Origin of the sequence: Escherichia sp. F1, from assembly GCF_046764225.1 — a bacterium.
GTDB lineage: Bacteria > Pseudomonadota > Gammaproteobacteria > Enterobacterales > Enterobacteriaceae > Escherichia > Escherichia coli.
The window spans coordinates 3,009,449-3,024,515 of record NZ_CP177202.1 but is presented as its reverse complement, the minus strand read 5'-3'; the positions used below and the strand labels follow the sequence as shown (position 1 = coordinate 3,024,515).

Here is a 15,067-nt window from a genome sequence, read left to right as displayed (position 1 = left end):
GGAGGAGGTTGTAACATCCTCCGGCTACCTGTTTAACCGATCGTCATTAAACTGGCGTTACCGCCAGCGGCAGCGGTATTCACACTCAGCGAGCGTTCGATATACAGCCGTTCCAGAAGGATATTGCTTTCGCCTCGGGCAAAACCCTGCACCGAAACAATTGCGCCATCCCGCACGGCAACGGCTTCACACAATGCGCGAAGCTGATCCGAATCACCGTGGAAGATCACCGCATCAAAGGGTTGAGCGGTTATATTTTCCGCTTTCGCCAGTTGAATACGTTCGCTGACTGCCGATGGCAATGCCTTCACTAACTGACGATGCAGCGCGTCATCCGGCCACAGCACCTGGCTGCCCACCGCCAGCACGGCGGCGAGCTGAGTCAGCGCATCCTGCTCATCATCCGCAATACACAACACGCGCTCGCGCGGCAGCAGCGTCCAGGTGTTGCGTTCACCCGTCGGCCCTGGCAGCAATCGCTGTGTTCCTGCCTGCGCCAGCTCGCCATATTGCGTACATAACGCCTGCAATTCTGGACGGTTTGCCGCCCATTCCCGCAGTGCATTTAGCGGCTGAGTCAATGCGGCTTTCAACTGCGCATCGACCGGATACTCTGCATCCTGACGCGCGAGCGTCACTGCCAGTGCACTTTCCGGGCGATTCGCCAGCAGACGGTAGAGATAGAGCGGACCGCCTGCTTTCGGCCCGGTGCCGGACAACCCTTCGCCGCCGAATGGCTGCACCCCGACCACTGCGCCCACCATATTACGGTTAACGTACAGGTTACCGACATGGGCCGAGCCAGTGACCTGGGCGATGGTTTCATCAATGCGCGTATGGACGCCAAGCGTCAGACCATAACCGGAAGCGTTAATTTGCTCGATCAGCTCCGGCAGCTGGTTACGGTTATAACGCACCACATGCAGCACCGGACCAAAGACCTCTTTTTGCAATTCGGCAAAGTCATCCAGTTCAATCAGCGTCGGGGCGACAAAGGTGCCGCTTTGCCATTCACGGGCATCTTCACTGTTTTCCCGCACTGCCTGGAACACCGGACGGCCTTTACTACGCATAGTCTGAATATGACGCTCAATATTGGCTTTCGCTTCGCTATCAATCACCGGACCGATATCGGTGGTCAGGCGACCAGGATTACCCATCCGGCATTCGGCCATTGCGCCGCGCAGCATTTTCAACGTGTGGTCGGCAATCTCATCTTGCAGGCACAGCACACGCAGTGCCGAACAACGCTGGCCCGCACTGTCGAACGCTGAGGCCAGCACATCTATTACTACTTGTTCGGTCAGGGCGGAGGAGTCGACAATCATCGCGTTCATGCCGCCGGTTTCCGCGATGAGCGGAATAGGGCGACCCTGAGCGTCCAGGCGGCTGGCGATATTGCGTTGCAGTAACGTAGCGACTTCGGTTGAACCGGTAAACATCACCCCGCGCACGCGATCATCACCCGTCAGTTGCGCGCCCACGGTTTCCCCCTGACCTGGCAGCAACTGCACCACGCCTGGCGGTACACCCGCTTCCAGCAAAATTGCGATCCCTTGCGCGGCAATCAGCGGCGTTTGTTCTGCCGGTTTTGCCAGCACGCTGTTACCTGCCGCCAGTGCGGCGGCGATCTGCCCGGTGAAAATAGCCAGCGGGAAGTTCCACGGACTGATACACACCACAGGCCCTAATGGACGGTGGGTTTCGTTAGCGAAATCATCCCGCACCTGTCCGGCGTAGTAGTGGAGAAAATCGACCGCTTCGCGCACTTCGGCAATGGCGTTACTGAAGGTTTTTCCGGCCTCACGCACTAGAATACCAATCAGTTGCTGTATCTGGCTTTCCATCAGCACGGCAGCGCGATGCAAAATCGCCGCGCGTTCAGCCGGAGGCGTGGCAAACCAGATTGGCGCGTTATTAACCGCACTTTCCAGCGCCAGTTCTACTTCACGCGGCGTGGCTTCACGCACATAGCCCACAATATCTTTCGGTTCCGCAGGGTTAATAACGGGCGACATCTCACCAGCCGCTACCGGTTGTTCCAGCATTGGCAAGGCCTGCCATTTTTGCAGTGCACTATTGAGCAGGGCAGAAGAGAGCGAGGCCAGCCGGTGTTCGTTAGCGAGATCCAGCCCTGCCGAGTTGTCGCGCCCGTGACCGTAAAGATCGCGCGGCAGGGGAATTTTCGGATGCGGTAATCCAGTTTGCCCTTCCTGTTGCGCCAGTTTTTCTACAGCAGTGACCGGATCGGCGACCAGTTCATCCAGTGGCAAAGAGGTGTCGGCAATACGGTTAACAAACGAGGTGTTAGCACCGTTTTCCAGCAGGCGACGCACCAGATACGCCAGCAGCGTTTCATGGGTACCGACAGGAGCATAAATACGACACGGACGGTTAAGTTTGCCGTCGGCAACTTTCCCGGTGACCTGCTCATACAGTGGCTCGCCCATACCGTGCAGGCACTGGAACTCGTACTGACCCGGGTAGTAGTTCTGACCCGCCAGTTGATAAATTGCCGCCAGCGTATGGGCGTTATGCGTTGCGAACTGCGGGTAGATTAGATTCGGCACCGCCAGCAGCTTTTTCGCACAGGCGAGATATGAAACGTCGGTATACACCTTGCGGGTATAAACCGGATAACCTTCAAGGCCGTCCATCTGTGCACGCTTGATTTCACTATCCCAGTACGCGCCTTTCACCAGGCGAATCATCAGACGGCGACGGCTGCGGGTGGCGAGATCAATCAGATAATCAATCACCAACGGACAGCGTTTTTGATAAGCCTGAATAACAAAACCGATGCCGTTCCAGCCTGCCAGTTCCGGCTCGAAACAGAGTTTTTCCAGCAGATCGAGGGAGATCTCCAGACGATCGGCCTCTTCGGCATCGATGTTAATACCAATATCGTACTGACGCGCCAGCAGGGTGAGTGATTTTAGACGCGGGTAAAGCTCTTCCATTACCCGATCATACTGGGCGCGGCTGTAACGCGGATGCAGCGCCGACAGCTTGATTGAAATGCCCGGACCTTCATAGATGCCACGACCATTGGACGCTTTACCAATGGCGTGAATCGCCTGCTGATAGGAAACCATATACGCCTGTGCATCTGCGGCAGTCAGCGCGGCTTCGCCCAGCATGTCGTAAGAGTAACGGAAACCTTTCTCTTCCAGCTTGCGGGCATTGGCTAACGCTTCCGCGATGGTTTCGCCAGTGACGAACTGCTCGCCCATCAGGCGCATCGCCATATCCACACCTTTGCGGATCAGCGGTTCACCGCTCTTACCGATAATGCGGTTCAGCGAGCGGGAGAGGCTGGCTTCGTTATGGGTGGAAACCAGTTTGCCAGTAAACAGCAGCCCCCAGGTGGCGGCATTAACAAACAACGACGGGCTACGACCAATGTGTGACTGCCAGTTACCGTTGCTGATTTTGTCGCGAATTAACGCATCACGGGTGGCTTTGTCGGGAATACGCAACAACGCTTCTGCCAGACACATCAGCGCCACGCCTTCCTGCGATGACAGCGAAAACTCCTGCAATAACCCCTGGACCATACCTGCGCGACCACTGGCATTTTTTTGATTACGCAGTTTATCGGCCAGTTGATATGCCAGTTTATGCGCCTGTTCAGCAACTGGCTGCGGCAGGCGGGCTTGTTCCAGCAGCATCGAAACCGCTTCGGTTTCCGGGCGGCGATAGGCAGCGGTGATCGCGGCGCGGGAAACCGACTGGGGCAAAATTTGCTCGGCAAAGTCGAGGAAAGGCTGGTGTGGTTCCTCTGCCGGAGCCGGTGCTTCATCGCTCTCATTGGCAGCGCCAGAAAGCAGCGCAGGCAGCTCCGGCAGAGTATCGCTGTTTTCCAGTTGTTCGAGATAAGAAAAAATCGCCTGCTTAATTAACCAGTGTGGTGTGCGATCGATACGTGTCGCGGCAGACTTAATACGCTCACGCGTCGCGTCGTCCAGCTTAACCCCCATGGTGGTGGTTCCCATGCCATTACTCCTGTTGTTCTGAAAGGTGCAACTTAACGTTATCGTGAAATATCCATGATGTTGCAACTTTGTGCAACCATGTTAAATGTGACCTGCGTAGCAAGCTTAAAAATGAATGAAATGTTAATAAAAGAAATCGATATGACAGGGATTAAAAAAATAACTCAGACTTTTTCTCTGCGGCAGTTAACATTTTTGAAAGGTGCAACCGCAAAAAATGTGAGAGAGTGCAACCTGATGAAAAATAGTGTCGCTGAGCACTAAAATTTAATGTAAATGGTGTGTTAAATCGATTGTGAATAACCAGCGCTTCCGGCAGGATACGGTCGCCCTGGTAAAACATAAACTCTGTTACCCCGTTCCGGTGGCAGATATAACGGCAAGTTTCGACATTGCCGATAATAATTTTTTGGAGACTTTAGATGGCTATTAGCACACCGATGTTGGTGACATTTTGTGTCTATATCTTTGGCATGATATTGATTGGGTTTATCGCCTGGCGATCAACGAAAAACTTCGACGACTATATTCTGGGCGGTCGTAGCCTTGGGCCATTCGTGACGGCATTATCGGCGGGTGCATCGGATATGAGCGGCTGGCTGTTAATGGGGTTGCCGGGCGCTGTTTTTCTTTCCGGGATTTCCGAAAGCTGGATCGCCATTGGCCTGACATTAGGCGCGTGGATCAACTGGAAGCTGGTGGCCGGGCGGTTGCGTGTGCATACCGAATACAACAATAACGCCTTAACATTGCCGGATTATTTCACCGGGCGCTTTGAAGATAAAAGCCGTATTTTGCGCATTATCTCCGCGCTGGTGATTTTGCTGTTCTTCACCATTTATTGCGCTTCGGGCATCGTGGCAGGCGCGCGTCTGTTTGAAAGTACCTTTGGCATGAGCTACGAAACGGCTCTGTGGGCGGGCGCTGCGGCGACGATCCTTTACACCTTTATTGGCGGTTTCCTCGCGGTGAGCTGGACTGACACTGTACAGGCCAGCCTGATGATTTTTGCCCTGATCCTGACGCCGGTTATCGTCATTATCAGTGTCGGTGGCTTTGGTGACTCGCTGGAAGTAATCAAACAAAAGAGCATCGAAAACGTGGATATGCTCAAAGGGCTGAACTTTGTTGCCATTATCTCGCTGATGGGCTGGGGACTGGGTTATTTCGGGCAGCCGCACATCCTGGCGCGTTTTATGGCGGCGGATTCTCACCACAGTATCGTCCATGCGCGTCGTATCAGTATGACCTGGATGATCCTCTGCCTGGCAGGGGCGGTGGCTGTCGGCTTCTTTGGTATTGCTTACTTTAATGAGCACCCGGCGGTAGCAGGTGCGGTAAACCAGAACGCCGAGCGCGTGTTTATCGAACTGGCGCAAATTCTGTTTAACCCGTGGATTGCCGGGATTTTGCTGTCGGCGATTCTGGCGGCGGTAATGTCAACCTTAAGTTGCCAGCTGCTGGTATGTTCCAGCGCGATTACCGAAGATTTATACAAAGCGTTTCTGCGTAAACAGGCCAGCCAGAAAGAGCTGGTGTGGGTAGGGCGTGTGATGGTGCTGGTGGTGGCGCTGGTGGCGATTGCGCTGGCGGCAAACCCGGAAAACCGCGTGCTGGGCTTAGTGAGCTACGCGTGGGCAGGCTTTGGCGCGGCGTTTGGTCCGGTGGTGCTGTTCTCGGTGATGTGGTCACGCATGACGCGCAACGGTGCGCTGGCGGGGATGATCATCGGTGCGCTGACGGTTATCGTCTGGAAGCAGTTCGGCTGGCTGGGTCTGTACGAAATTATTCCGGGCTTCATCTTCGGCAGTATCGGGATTGTAGTGTTTAGTTTGCTGGGTAAAGCGCCGTCAGCGGCGATGCAAAAACGCTTTGCCGAGGCCGATGCGCACTATCATTCGGCTCCGCCGTCACGGTTGCAGGAAAGCTAAGGGACTTAGCCTGCGGCGGTTTTGTTTGGCTTCAGCAGCGGGTTGCGCTCCCTTAATGTGCCTCGCCATATAAATTGAATGGTGCAGGGGGCGGCCAATCGCCGCCACCCCCTGCACCCCGGGCTCTGGCGAACAAAATCGCCGCTGCGCGGTACCTTCAGCTTATCCCCTTCGGCTACCGGGTCGGGCGCGAGGTAATGTCCTGTAAGACGCGCCCTCAGCCCACATCCATGTGGGCTGCCCCGGCCTTCGGGGAACGCTTCAGCGACTTTGACGCCACCAACACCCGAGCTGTTATTATGTTCCGGGCAAAAAGTTAGATTTGATAATCGCGGATGGACGAAATTGCTTGATACACCCGCTTATCAGTTTTACATGGAAGCTCTGATGCATTGAGTCTGGACAGTTTTGTCGGCTGGATAAGGCGTTTACGCGGCATCTGGCAAGAACACATGGCTCGTTGTAAACAATCCCATCTTTGTACCTGGAATAATCGTTTATATCCCCTGCCATTACCTCTCTTTGTTTACATTCCAACATCATTTTATAAACATTCCGCTTGTATTTTTCTTTGCCGTAATGATAATCGCTATCACTGCGATTTACTTTTCTTTGCATAGATTGACTCAGAAAAACGTTTAAGGGTGGGTGGCATGTTTGTTCCATTTCTCATTATGTTGCGCGAAGGACTTGAAGCCGCGCTGATTGTCAGTTTGATCGCCAGCTATCTTAAGCGTACCCAGCGAGGCCGATGGATTGGTGTGATGTGGATTGGCGTGTTGCTTGCCGCTGCGTTGTGCCTGGGCTTGGGTATCTTCATTAACGAAACCACCGGCGAATTTCCGCAAAAAGAACAGGAACTGTTTGAAGGTATCGTGGCGGTGATCGCCGTGGTGATCCTTACCTGGATGGTTTTCTGGATGCGCAAAGTGTCGCGCAACGTCAAAGTACAACTGGAGCAGGCAGTCGATAGCGCATTGCAGCGTGGAAATCATCATGGCTGGGCGCTGGTGATGATGGTCTTTTTTGCCGTTGCAAGGGAGGGGCTGGAGTCGGTCTTTTTCCTGCTGGCGGCATTTCAACAAGATGTCGGGATCTGGCCGCCGCTGGGTGCAATGCTCGGTCTTGCTACAGCCGTGGTGCTCGGCTTCCTGCTCTACTGGGGCGGTATTCGCCTCAATCTTGGTGCATTTTTTAAATGGACCAGCCTGTTTATTCTCTTCGTCGCCGCAGGGCTGGCGGCTGGTGCCATTCGCGCATTTCATGAAGCCGGATTGTGGAACCACTTTCAGGAAATCGCCTTCGATATGAGTGCGGTGCTCTCAACTCACTCGCTGTTTGGCACGCTGATGGAAGGGATTTTTGGCTATCAGGAAGCGCCAAGTGTCAGCGAAGTCGCCGTCTGGTTTATTTATCTCATCCCGGCGCTGGTGGCATTTGCTCTGCCACCACGCGCAGGGGCGACAGCGTCTCGCTCCGCGTAACAAATACGACGCAAACTCTTGCTTAGTTACAACATACTTTAAAGGGATAGTCTCGTCATGACCATTAACTTCCGCCGTAACGCATTGCAGTTGAGCGTGGCTGCGCTGTTTTCTTCTGCTTTTATGGCTAACGCCGCTGATGTGCCGCAGGTCAAAGTGACCGTGACGGATAAGCAGTGCGAACCGATGACCATTACGGTTAACGCCGGGAAAACACAGTTCATTATTCAGAACCACAGCCAGAAGGCGCTGGAGTGGGAGATCCTCAAAGGCGTGATGGTGGTGGAAGAGCGGGAAAATATCGCCCCTGGTTTTAGCCAGAAAATGACGGCGAATTTACAGCCTGGCGAATACGATATGACCTGCGGTCTGCTGACTAACCCGAAAGGGAAGTTGATCGTCAAAGGTGAGGCAACGGCGGATGCGGCGCAAAGTGATGCGCTGTTAAGTCTTGGTGGTGCAATTACTGCATATAAAGCGTATGTCATGGCGGAAACCACACAGCTGGTGACCGACACCAAAGCCTTTACCGACGCGATTAAAGCAGGCGATATCGAAAAAGCGAAAGCACTGTATGCGCCGACGCGCCAGCACTATGAGCGCATTGAACCGATTGCTGAACTGTTCTCCGATCTGGATGGTAGCATTGACGCCCGTGAAGATGATTACGAGCAAAAAGCCGCCGATCCAAAATTCACCGGTTTCCACCGTCTGGAAAAAGCATTGTTTGGCGATAACACCACTAAAGGGATGGATAAGTATGCCGACCAGCTTTATACCGATGTGGTCGATTTGCAAAAACGCATCAGTGAACTGGCTTTCCCTCCGTCAAAAGTGGTCGGCGGCGCAGCCGGACTGATTGAGGAAGTGGCAGCCAGCAAAATCAGCGGTGAAGAAGATCGCTACAGCCACACCGATCTGTGGGATTTCCAGGCTAACGTTGAAGGCTCGCAGAAAATAGTCGATCTGCTGCGTCCACAACTGCAAAAGGCCAACCCGGAACTGCTGGCAAAAGTCGATGCCAATTTCAAAAAGGTCGATACCATTCTGGCGAAATACCGTACTAAAGACGGTTTTGAAACCTACGACAAATTGACCGATGCCGACCGGAATGCACTGAAAGGACCGATTACTGCGCTGGCGGAAGATCTGGCGCAACTTCGCGGTGTGCTGGGACTGGATTAAACGTTATGCAGTATAAAGATGAAAACGGCGTGAATGAACCGTCACGCCGACGTTTACTGAAAGGGATTGGTGCACTGGCGCTGGCGGGAAGTTGTCCGGTCGCTCATGCACAAAAAACGCAAAGTACGCCGGGTACGCTTTCACCGGATGCACGCAATGAGAAACAGCCGTTTTATGGTGAGCATCAGGCAGGGATCCTGACACCACAACAGGCTGCAATGATGCTGGTGGCGTTTGATGTGCTTGCCAGCGATAAAGCCGATCTTGAACGGTTGTTTCGCTTGTTGACTCAGCGTTTTGCTTTTCTGACTCAGGGCGGAGCGGCACCAGAAACGCCAAATCCGCGCCTGCCACCACTCGATTCCGGCATTCTTGGCGGCTACATTGCGCCCGATAATCTCACCATCACGTTATCGGTGGGTCACTCGTTGTTTGATGAACGGTTTGGTCTTGCGCCACAGATGCCGAAAAAGTTGCAGAAGATGACGCGTTTCCCCAACGACTCGCTTGATGCAGCATTATGTCATGGTGATGTGTTGCTACAAATTTGCGCCAACACCCAGGATACGGTGATCCATGCGCTGCGCGATATCATCAAACACACGCCGGATTTGCTCAGTGTGCGCTGGAAGCGGGAAGGGTTTATTTCCGATCACGCGGCGCGTAGTAAAGGCAAAGAGACGCCGATAAATTTGCTGGGTTTCAAAGACGGCACTGCCAATCCCGATAGCCAGAATGATAAGTTGATGCAACAAGTGGTGTGGGTGACGGCAGATCAGCAGGAGCCTGCGTGGACAATCGGCGGCAGCTACCAGGCGGTGCGGTTGATTCAGTTTCGGGTGGAGTTTTGGGACAGAACGCCACTGAAAGAACAGCAGACGATTTTTGGTCGCGACAAACAAACCGGTGCGCCGCTGGGAATGCAGCATGAGCATGATGTTCCCGATTACGCCAGCGATCCGGAAGGGAAGGTGATCGCGCTGGACAGCCATATCCGGCTGGCGAATCCCCGCACGCCAGAGAGTGAGTCAAGTCTGATGCTGCGTCGTGGCTACAGTTATTCGTTGGGCGTCACCAACTCCGGACAACTGGATATGGGGCTACTGTTTGTCTGTTACCAACACGATCTGGAAAAAGGCTTCCTGACAGTACAAAAAAGGCTCAATGGCGAAGCGCTGGAGGAATACGTTAAACCTATCGGCGGCGGTTATTTTTTTGCGCTGCCGGGGGTGAAGGACACGAACGATTATCTTGGAAGGGCGCTATTACAGGTTTGAACGACGCAAATATGCCCGATGCGCAGGTTTATCGGGCATGAGTTTGGTGCACAAATTATTAATCACTTGTAGGTCGGGTAAGGCGTTCACGCCGCATCCGGCAAGCTTTTACCAGTACTGCGAATCCTGCTGAAAGCACACAGCTTTTTTCATCTCTGTCATCACTCTGTCATCTTTCCAGTAGAAACTAATGTCACCGAAATGGGTGTTTGTCGTTAAATATAAGTGAATATATTGTTGCAATGAATGCGAGATCTGTTGTAATTATTAAGTAGCAGCGGAAGTTCCCGGCAGTGATAGTCAGTCACTATGGAGATCGCGGATGGTAACGTCCTGTTCTGGACAATGTTTTGTTAAGCAACGCTCCACCACTTGCGGAGATTTCTCCTCCGGTAGCAACTTCGTCACTCTGTATTTTTCTCACTTCCTCTCTTTACTCGTGTTACCGACGCCGCAAACGGTGTGCGTAGCCGTTTTTCGGCATTTTATCCAAAAGCAAACTATGGCTTACAAGGAAGCCAACCCTCTGATGTTCGTGCGCATAATCGCGCTGCCAACGGCGCGTGTGATGAATACAAACAACTCAAGGTGCTCTCCATGGGAAGACAAAAAGCAGTGATCAAAGCTCGTCGCGAGGCAAAACGTGTGCTGAGACGGGATTCGCGCAGCCATAAGCAGCGTGAAGAAGAATCGGTCACCTCGCTTGTGCAGATGAGCGGCGTAGAAGCCATTGGTATGGCCCGCGACAGTCGCGATACCTCGCCCATCCTCGCGCGAAATGAAGCGCAATTGCACTATCTGAAGGCTATTGAGAGTAAGCAGCTGATATTTGCCACGGGCGAAGCCGGGTGCGGAAAAACCTGGATCAGCGCAGCAAAAGCGGCAGAGGCCCTGATACATAAGGATGTCGACAGGATTATCGTCACCCGTCCAGTTCTGCAAGCCGATGAAGATCTTGGCTTCTTACCTGGTGATATCGCAGAAAAGTTTGCTCCCTATTTTCGCCCGGTCTACGACGTGCTGGTTCGGCGCTTAGGGGCTTCCTTTATGCAGTACTGCCTGCGACCGGAAATAGGGAAGGTGGAAATTGCGCCGTTCGCCTATATGCGTGGACGTACCTTTGAAAATGCAGTCGTCATTCTTGACGAGGCGCAGAATGTGACTGCCGCGCAAATGAAAATGTTTTTAACCCGCCTCGGGGAGAACGTGACGGTTATCGTCAACGGTGATATCACGCAATGCGATTTGCCTCGCGGCGTGCGCTCCGGATTAAGTGACGCGCTGGAACGTTTCGAAGAAGATGAAATGGTCGGGATCGTCCGATTCGGTAAAGAGGATTGCGTACGTTCGGCACTTTGCCAACGTACGCTACATGCATACAGTTAAGTGTATTATCGGCGCAGAGCCCGGGCGAACCGGGCTTTGTTTTGGGTGTTTACGCCCGGACTAGCGCTTTTTCTGAAACCACCATTTTTATTTGCCCCTGGCTGGTGAAGTGTACGCTCATCCTGTGGCTTTTTTGTAGTTGCTGATAGAGCTCATCAGGTATTGCTAAGCTCTCAGCATATTCTTGCGGCGTATATTGGTAGGCTGCATGATGCTGCTGTTTTTGAAAACGTAGCTTATTGTACAGCGCCCAGACAATTAACACGACGGCATTCGCCACTGCCAGCAAAAAATAGAACTGAAGTCGGCTTCTGGCCTCGCTTTGCCAGTAATAACCCGTCAGCAGATCCATGGCGAATAAGAATATGAACAAAGCAAATAATGTCCATAAGATGGTTGTGGCAACATAATCAACCAGTAAACGTACTGGCGATTGTCGGGTCGTAATAATTAAATTGTTCATATTAACCTCTCAGAATCCCGCGATCGGGACTTACCCAACGGGCGCGTTGCTTTTTAGGCATCAACATGACTCGTGTAAATGATACCAATGTCGTTGCCAGACTCAGCATCCAGAAAATAACCGGGAACCAAATAATCCAGAAAAGCGATGAAGTCAGATTATGCTCATAGCGATTCTCGATCATCAGGCTGACAATAAATTGCAGTAAACATAACGTACACAATAATATTCCGGCAGTATGTGTCGCAGCGATATGTGTCAATTCAATATTTAACGGTACACCGGCAAGTTGGACTGCGTAAATAATGAAACCGACCAGGCAAGTGAAGGCCCATATTGTCGTCAGGCAGTATTCAAAAAACAGCGGCCACATTCGAAAGTTTTCTTTGCGCCACAACCTTGTCATATTTTTGAGGAATACTTCTGCACCGCCCTGAGCCCAGCGCAGGCGCTGTTTCCACAGCCCTTTTAACGTTTCAGGCATTAATATCCAGCACAGCGCCCGTGGCTCATAAAAAATCGCCCACTGATTCAACTGCAGCTTCCAGCTAATATCAATATCTTCGGTGATCATATCGTCACTCCAGTAACCCACTTCTGCCAGGGCGCTGCGACGAAATGCGGCAATAACACCGGAAACGGTAAATACGTTTCCATAGATACGCTGGGTTCGCTTGATCAAACCAATAATTGAGGAATACTCGCCAACCTGAATTTTACCCACCAGGGTAGAACGTGTTCGAATACGAGGATTACCGGTTACGGCACCCACACGCGGGTTGTACAACATCGGTTCCACAATATATGCCGCCGCATCGCGGTCTAATAACGCATCGCCATCAATGCACACCAGATATTCACTTTTCGCCGCGGCAGCTCCGGTTTTAAGCGCAATGGCTTTCCCCTGGTTTTGCGCCAGATGAATGACCCGCAGGTGGGGAATTTGTGCAGCCATGCGATCCAGGATGGCACGGGTTTTGTCTGTTGAACCGTCATTTACGGCAATAACTTCAATGTTCTCATAACGCTGTGCTAAAGCGGCGTGTATGGTTTCCTCAACGTTTTTCTCCTCATTAAAACAGGGAATGATAATGGAGATAGACGGATTATCTTTCAACTGGGGGGCTGGTGCGTTTTCTCCCCACGGCCAGTGGCGTTCACGATAGACCCAGAAATAGACGCCGCCAACAATCCACATAATAGACATAAAAAACGGCCAGAAGAAAACGAACCTCATCATCAGTTCACCAGAGTGAAAGTACGCTACGCATAGGGGGATGCATAACACCAGACATAATATAAAAAACGATACGATGCGATTAATCATTTTTCGGATACCAGGCTGTTGAAAACTCAGGACGAATAACGTCTATTTCAGGTTGGTTATGCAGAAAATTGTCGGGATAATAACCATAGTTTTTCCCTCCATTCAGTTGTAATAGGCTCATCCAGTGAGCGAGTTGTTGCGAAGAAATAGCCTGATGCTGACCATTTTTCTGCCAGTTTTGTGCCTGTAATTCTAAAATAGATTTGTCTTTAGCCTGAGGGATGTTTTTAATTTGATTGGTCAATTGTATTAACCATTGGTCAGCCGATTTTTCTGCGACACCTTCCATATAAGGCATAGCCATAATAGCGGTCCAGTCATAGCTTTTTAGGAAATCAGCATAATTCTGTGCAAACCAGGCTTCACTTTCAGGTTGTATTACCGGAAGTGCAAAAATATTTCGTGCAGTTTTAACATGTGGACCGCGAATGGCTTTTACGCGCGCACTAAGTTCTAAAGTGAAGTCAGTTAACGCACGACTTTTAAAGCGGGTCCACTGTTTAAATTGCTCCGGGTTTTGTCGAATTTCGCTCAGACTCCCGCTAAAGCCTGCTTGCTGATAAGCCGTGATAGCCGGTGCACTGGCATCTTCATAATCTGAAAGCAAAGCATCATCGTGGAACAATATGCCATCAAAAGCAGCATGTCCGGCAAGATCTTCATATAACATGCCAACTTGTGCTCTGACTCTGTCATCGAAAGGAGAGAGACGGCGATATTGTTCAGGATGAATTTGTGCTTTTTTCTCCCCAGTCGGTAAGTATTTTACTCGCGTTAATGTGGGATCTAAATCCCAGCTTAATACCGGCATCCACGCATAGATGTTTACACCTGAGCGGGTACGTAATTGCCAGGCAACCCGACTAAAAATATCTGCTTTCATTGGTAGCAAACGATTTGGAAACCAGACCTCTTTGACCAGCCCATCACCATCGGGATCAGCAAATGCCTGCAAATACACGGTTGATATTTGCATATCTTTCACCCGCTGAATTAGCACATCAATATTGCGATCCATTTGCTGGCGGTTTTCGTCATAAACGTAATCAAGATCGATATGCATTATCCGTTGTGGTGATTTTTCCTGTACGGTAATAATTTGCTGGGCAAACTCTTTTAATGAGGGATTATTGGCGATTAATACTCGCGGAATGGAATCCAATTGTGACGCATTTGCCAAACCTGATTCAAGGGTGAAGAACATGTCATAACCGAGTTTTTTTAATTCCTCTATCGCTATGCCATTCGCTTCGCCATAAGGCCAAACAAAAACGTGTGGATTTACCTTAGCCTTTGTACGCAGGTATTCCGTCATTTTTACAGCATCCAGACGAATTCTTTCCCGGTATTCTGCTGCGGTTTCATACCGTGCGTGGTCAGTAAAATATGCACGATTTACATATACAGGCAATAAGCTGCCGGTGGCATTAGCCTGAATACCGTAGTGAGAATTCCATGTATGAGAAGCGACCTCAACGAGCCGGGAACGCGCAACTTCTCGCACTTGTTGCCACGTGGCAAAATATTCTCGATCGACCATCTCATCGCCAAATTTTACTTGTTCATCCGCTGGCGTATCGACCCAACTGCCGACGGGGGCCCATACAGCAGGCCACTGGAAGGCCTGAAGAATTGGGAAGACGCGGGTATAAAAACTCTGGTAGCCGTCATCAAAAGTTAGCACTACTGCTTTTTCCGGTAGCGGCTTTCCTCCTTGATGTGCTTCACGAATTTGAGCAATACTGACCGGTTGATAACCGTTCTCGCGCAGCCAGGCAAATTGTTCACGCAGTGCTGATGTCCGCACTGACATAAAACGCTGGTCGGCAGCTTCGTCTTCAACGTTATGCCATGAAATCGCCACAAAACCATTATGCGGCCACGGTTGCTCGGCGAGTAAAGATTCGCGATCCTGTGGCGGTATAAATGATGTTCTTGACTGGCTAATGCACGCAGTGAGCATAATTATACTCACCAGCATCAGGAGATATTTATTTCCATTACGTAACATATTTATCC

Annotated in this window: 10 protein-coding genes; 6 read left to right on the top strand and 4 right to left on the bottom strand. The window is 51.4% G+C overall.

What is annotated here, in order from left to right:
- Positions 1–32: 32 nt before the first annotated feature.
- The gene (gene putA, locus ACK8NJ_RS14770; RefSeq protein ID WP_411961746.1) at positions 33–3,995 is read right to left on the bottom strand and encodes a trifunctional transcriptional regulator/proline dehydrogenase/L-glutamate gamma-semialdehyde dehydrogenase; all 3,963 of its coding nucleotides are present in this window, start codon (positions 3,993–3,995) and stop codon (positions 33–35) included.
- Between the two features lie 54 nt (positions 3,996–4,049).
- On the opposite strand from putA, the gene ACK8NJ_RS14765 reads away from it, so the two are divergent.
- The 6 genes from ACK8NJ_RS14765 (at position 4,050) to phoH (ending at position 11,258) form a co-directional block, all read left to right on the top strand.
- Entirely contained in the window at positions 4,050–4,259 is a 210-nt protein-coding gene (locus ACK8NJ_RS14765) for a hypothetical protein (protein ID WP_000979516.1), read from the top strand.
- Positions 4,260–4,417: 158 nt separating this feature from the next.
- Positions 4,418–5,926 (top strand): sodium/proline symporter PutP, encoded by a 1,509-nt coding sequence (gene putP / locus ACK8NJ_RS14760; protein ID WP_001018496.1) that lies wholly within the window; start codon positions 4,418–4,420, stop codon positions 5,924–5,926.
- Positions 5,927–6,579: 653 nt separating this feature from the next.
- Positions 6,580–7,410, top strand: coding sequence for an iron uptake transporter permease EfeU (gene efeU, locus ACK8NJ_RS14755; protein ID WP_000497942.1), 831 nt, complete (start codon positions 6,580–6,582; stop codon positions 7,408–7,410).
- 57 nt (positions 7,411–7,467) lie between these two features.
- Positions 7,468–8,595, top strand: a complete 1,128-nt coding sequence (efeO, locus tag ACK8NJ_RS14750; protein WP_000154395.1) for an iron uptake system protein EfeO — start codon at positions 7,468–7,470, stop codon at positions 8,593–8,595.
- A 5-nt stretch (positions 8,596–8,600) separates the two neighbouring features.
- Positions 8,601–9,872 (top strand): iron uptake transporter deferrochelatase/peroxidase subunit, encoded by a 1,272-nt coding sequence (gene efeB, locus ACK8NJ_RS14745; protein WP_411961745.1) that lies wholly within the window; start codon positions 8,601–8,603, stop codon positions 9,870–9,872.
- Positions 9,873–10,469: 597 nt separating this feature from the next.
- Positions 10,470–11,258: a phosphate starvation-inducible protein PhoH gene (phoH, locus tag ACK8NJ_RS14740; RefSeq protein WP_000533536.1), complete on the top strand. Its 789-nt coding sequence runs from the start codon at positions 10,470–10,472 to the stop codon at positions 11,256–11,258.
- Positions 11,259–11,307: 49 nt separating this feature from the next.
- Here the strand turns inward: phoH and pgaD are convergent, their stop codons facing one another.
- From pgaD to pgaB, 3 genes are read right to left on the bottom strand one after another with little or no spacing between them, the layout of a single operon-like run.
- Positions 11,308–11,721, bottom strand: a complete 414-nt coding sequence (gene pgaD, locus ACK8NJ_RS14735) for a poly-beta-1,6-N-acetyl-D-glucosamine biosynthesis protein PgaD (RefSeq protein ID WP_001061095.1) — start codon at positions 11,719–11,721, stop codon at positions 11,308–11,310.
- 1 nt (position 11,722) lies between these two features.
- Positions 11,723–13,048, bottom strand: a complete 1,326-nt coding sequence (gene pgaC / locus ACK8NJ_RS14730) for a poly-beta-1,6-N-acetyl-D-glucosamine synthase (RefSeq protein ID WP_000610446.1) — start codon at positions 13,046–13,048, stop codon at positions 11,723–11,725.
- Positions 13,041–15,059, bottom strand: a complete 2,019-nt coding sequence (pgaB, locus tag ACK8NJ_RS14725; protein ID WP_411961744.1) for a poly-beta-1,6-N-acetyl-D-glucosamine N-deacetylase PgaB — start codon at positions 15,057–15,059, stop codon at positions 13,041–13,043. Before pgaB ends, pgaC begins: the two co-directional genes overlap by 8 nt.
- Positions 15,060–15,067: the final 8 nt, after the last annotated feature.

Excerpts from the sequence above, each read along its gene's own strand:
- pgaD (WP_001061095.1), bottom strand. The coding sequence starts at position 11,721 with ATGAACAATTTAATTATTACGACCCGACAATCGCCAGTACGTTTACTG.
- ACK8NJ_RS14765 (WP_000979516.1), top strand. The coding sequence starts at position 4,050 with ATGATGTTGCAACTTTGTGCAACCATGTTAAATGTGACCTGCGTAGCA.
- efeO (WP_000154395.1), top strand. The coding sequence starts at position 7,468 with ATGACCATTAACTTCCGCCGTAACGCATTGCAGTTGAGCGTGGCTGCG.
- putP (WP_001018496.1), top strand. The coding sequence starts at position 4,418 with ATGGCTATTAGCACACCGATGTTGGTGACATTTTGTGTCTATATCTTT.
- pgaC (WP_000610446.1), bottom strand. The coding sequence starts at position 13,048 with ATGATTAATCGCATCGTATCGTTTTTTATATTATGTCTGGTGTTATGC.
- putA (WP_411961746.1), bottom strand. The coding sequence starts at position 3,995 with ATGGGAACCACCACCATGGGGGTTAAGCTGGACGACGCGACGCGTGAG.
- efeU (WP_000497942.1), top strand. The coding sequence starts at position 6,580 with ATGTTTGTTCCATTTCTCATTATGTTGCGCGAAGGACTTGAAGCCGCG.
- pgaB (WP_411961744.1), bottom strand. The coding sequence starts at position 15,059 with ATGTTACGTAATGGAAATAAATATCTCCTGATGCTGGTGAGTATAATT.
- phoH (WP_000533536.1), top strand. The coding sequence starts at position 10,470 with ATGGGAAGACAAAAAGCAGTGATCAAAGCTCGTCGCGAGGCAAAACGT.
- efeB (WP_411961745.1), top strand. The coding sequence starts at position 8,601 with ATGCAGTATAAAGATGAAAACGGCGTGAATGAACCGTCACGCCGACGT.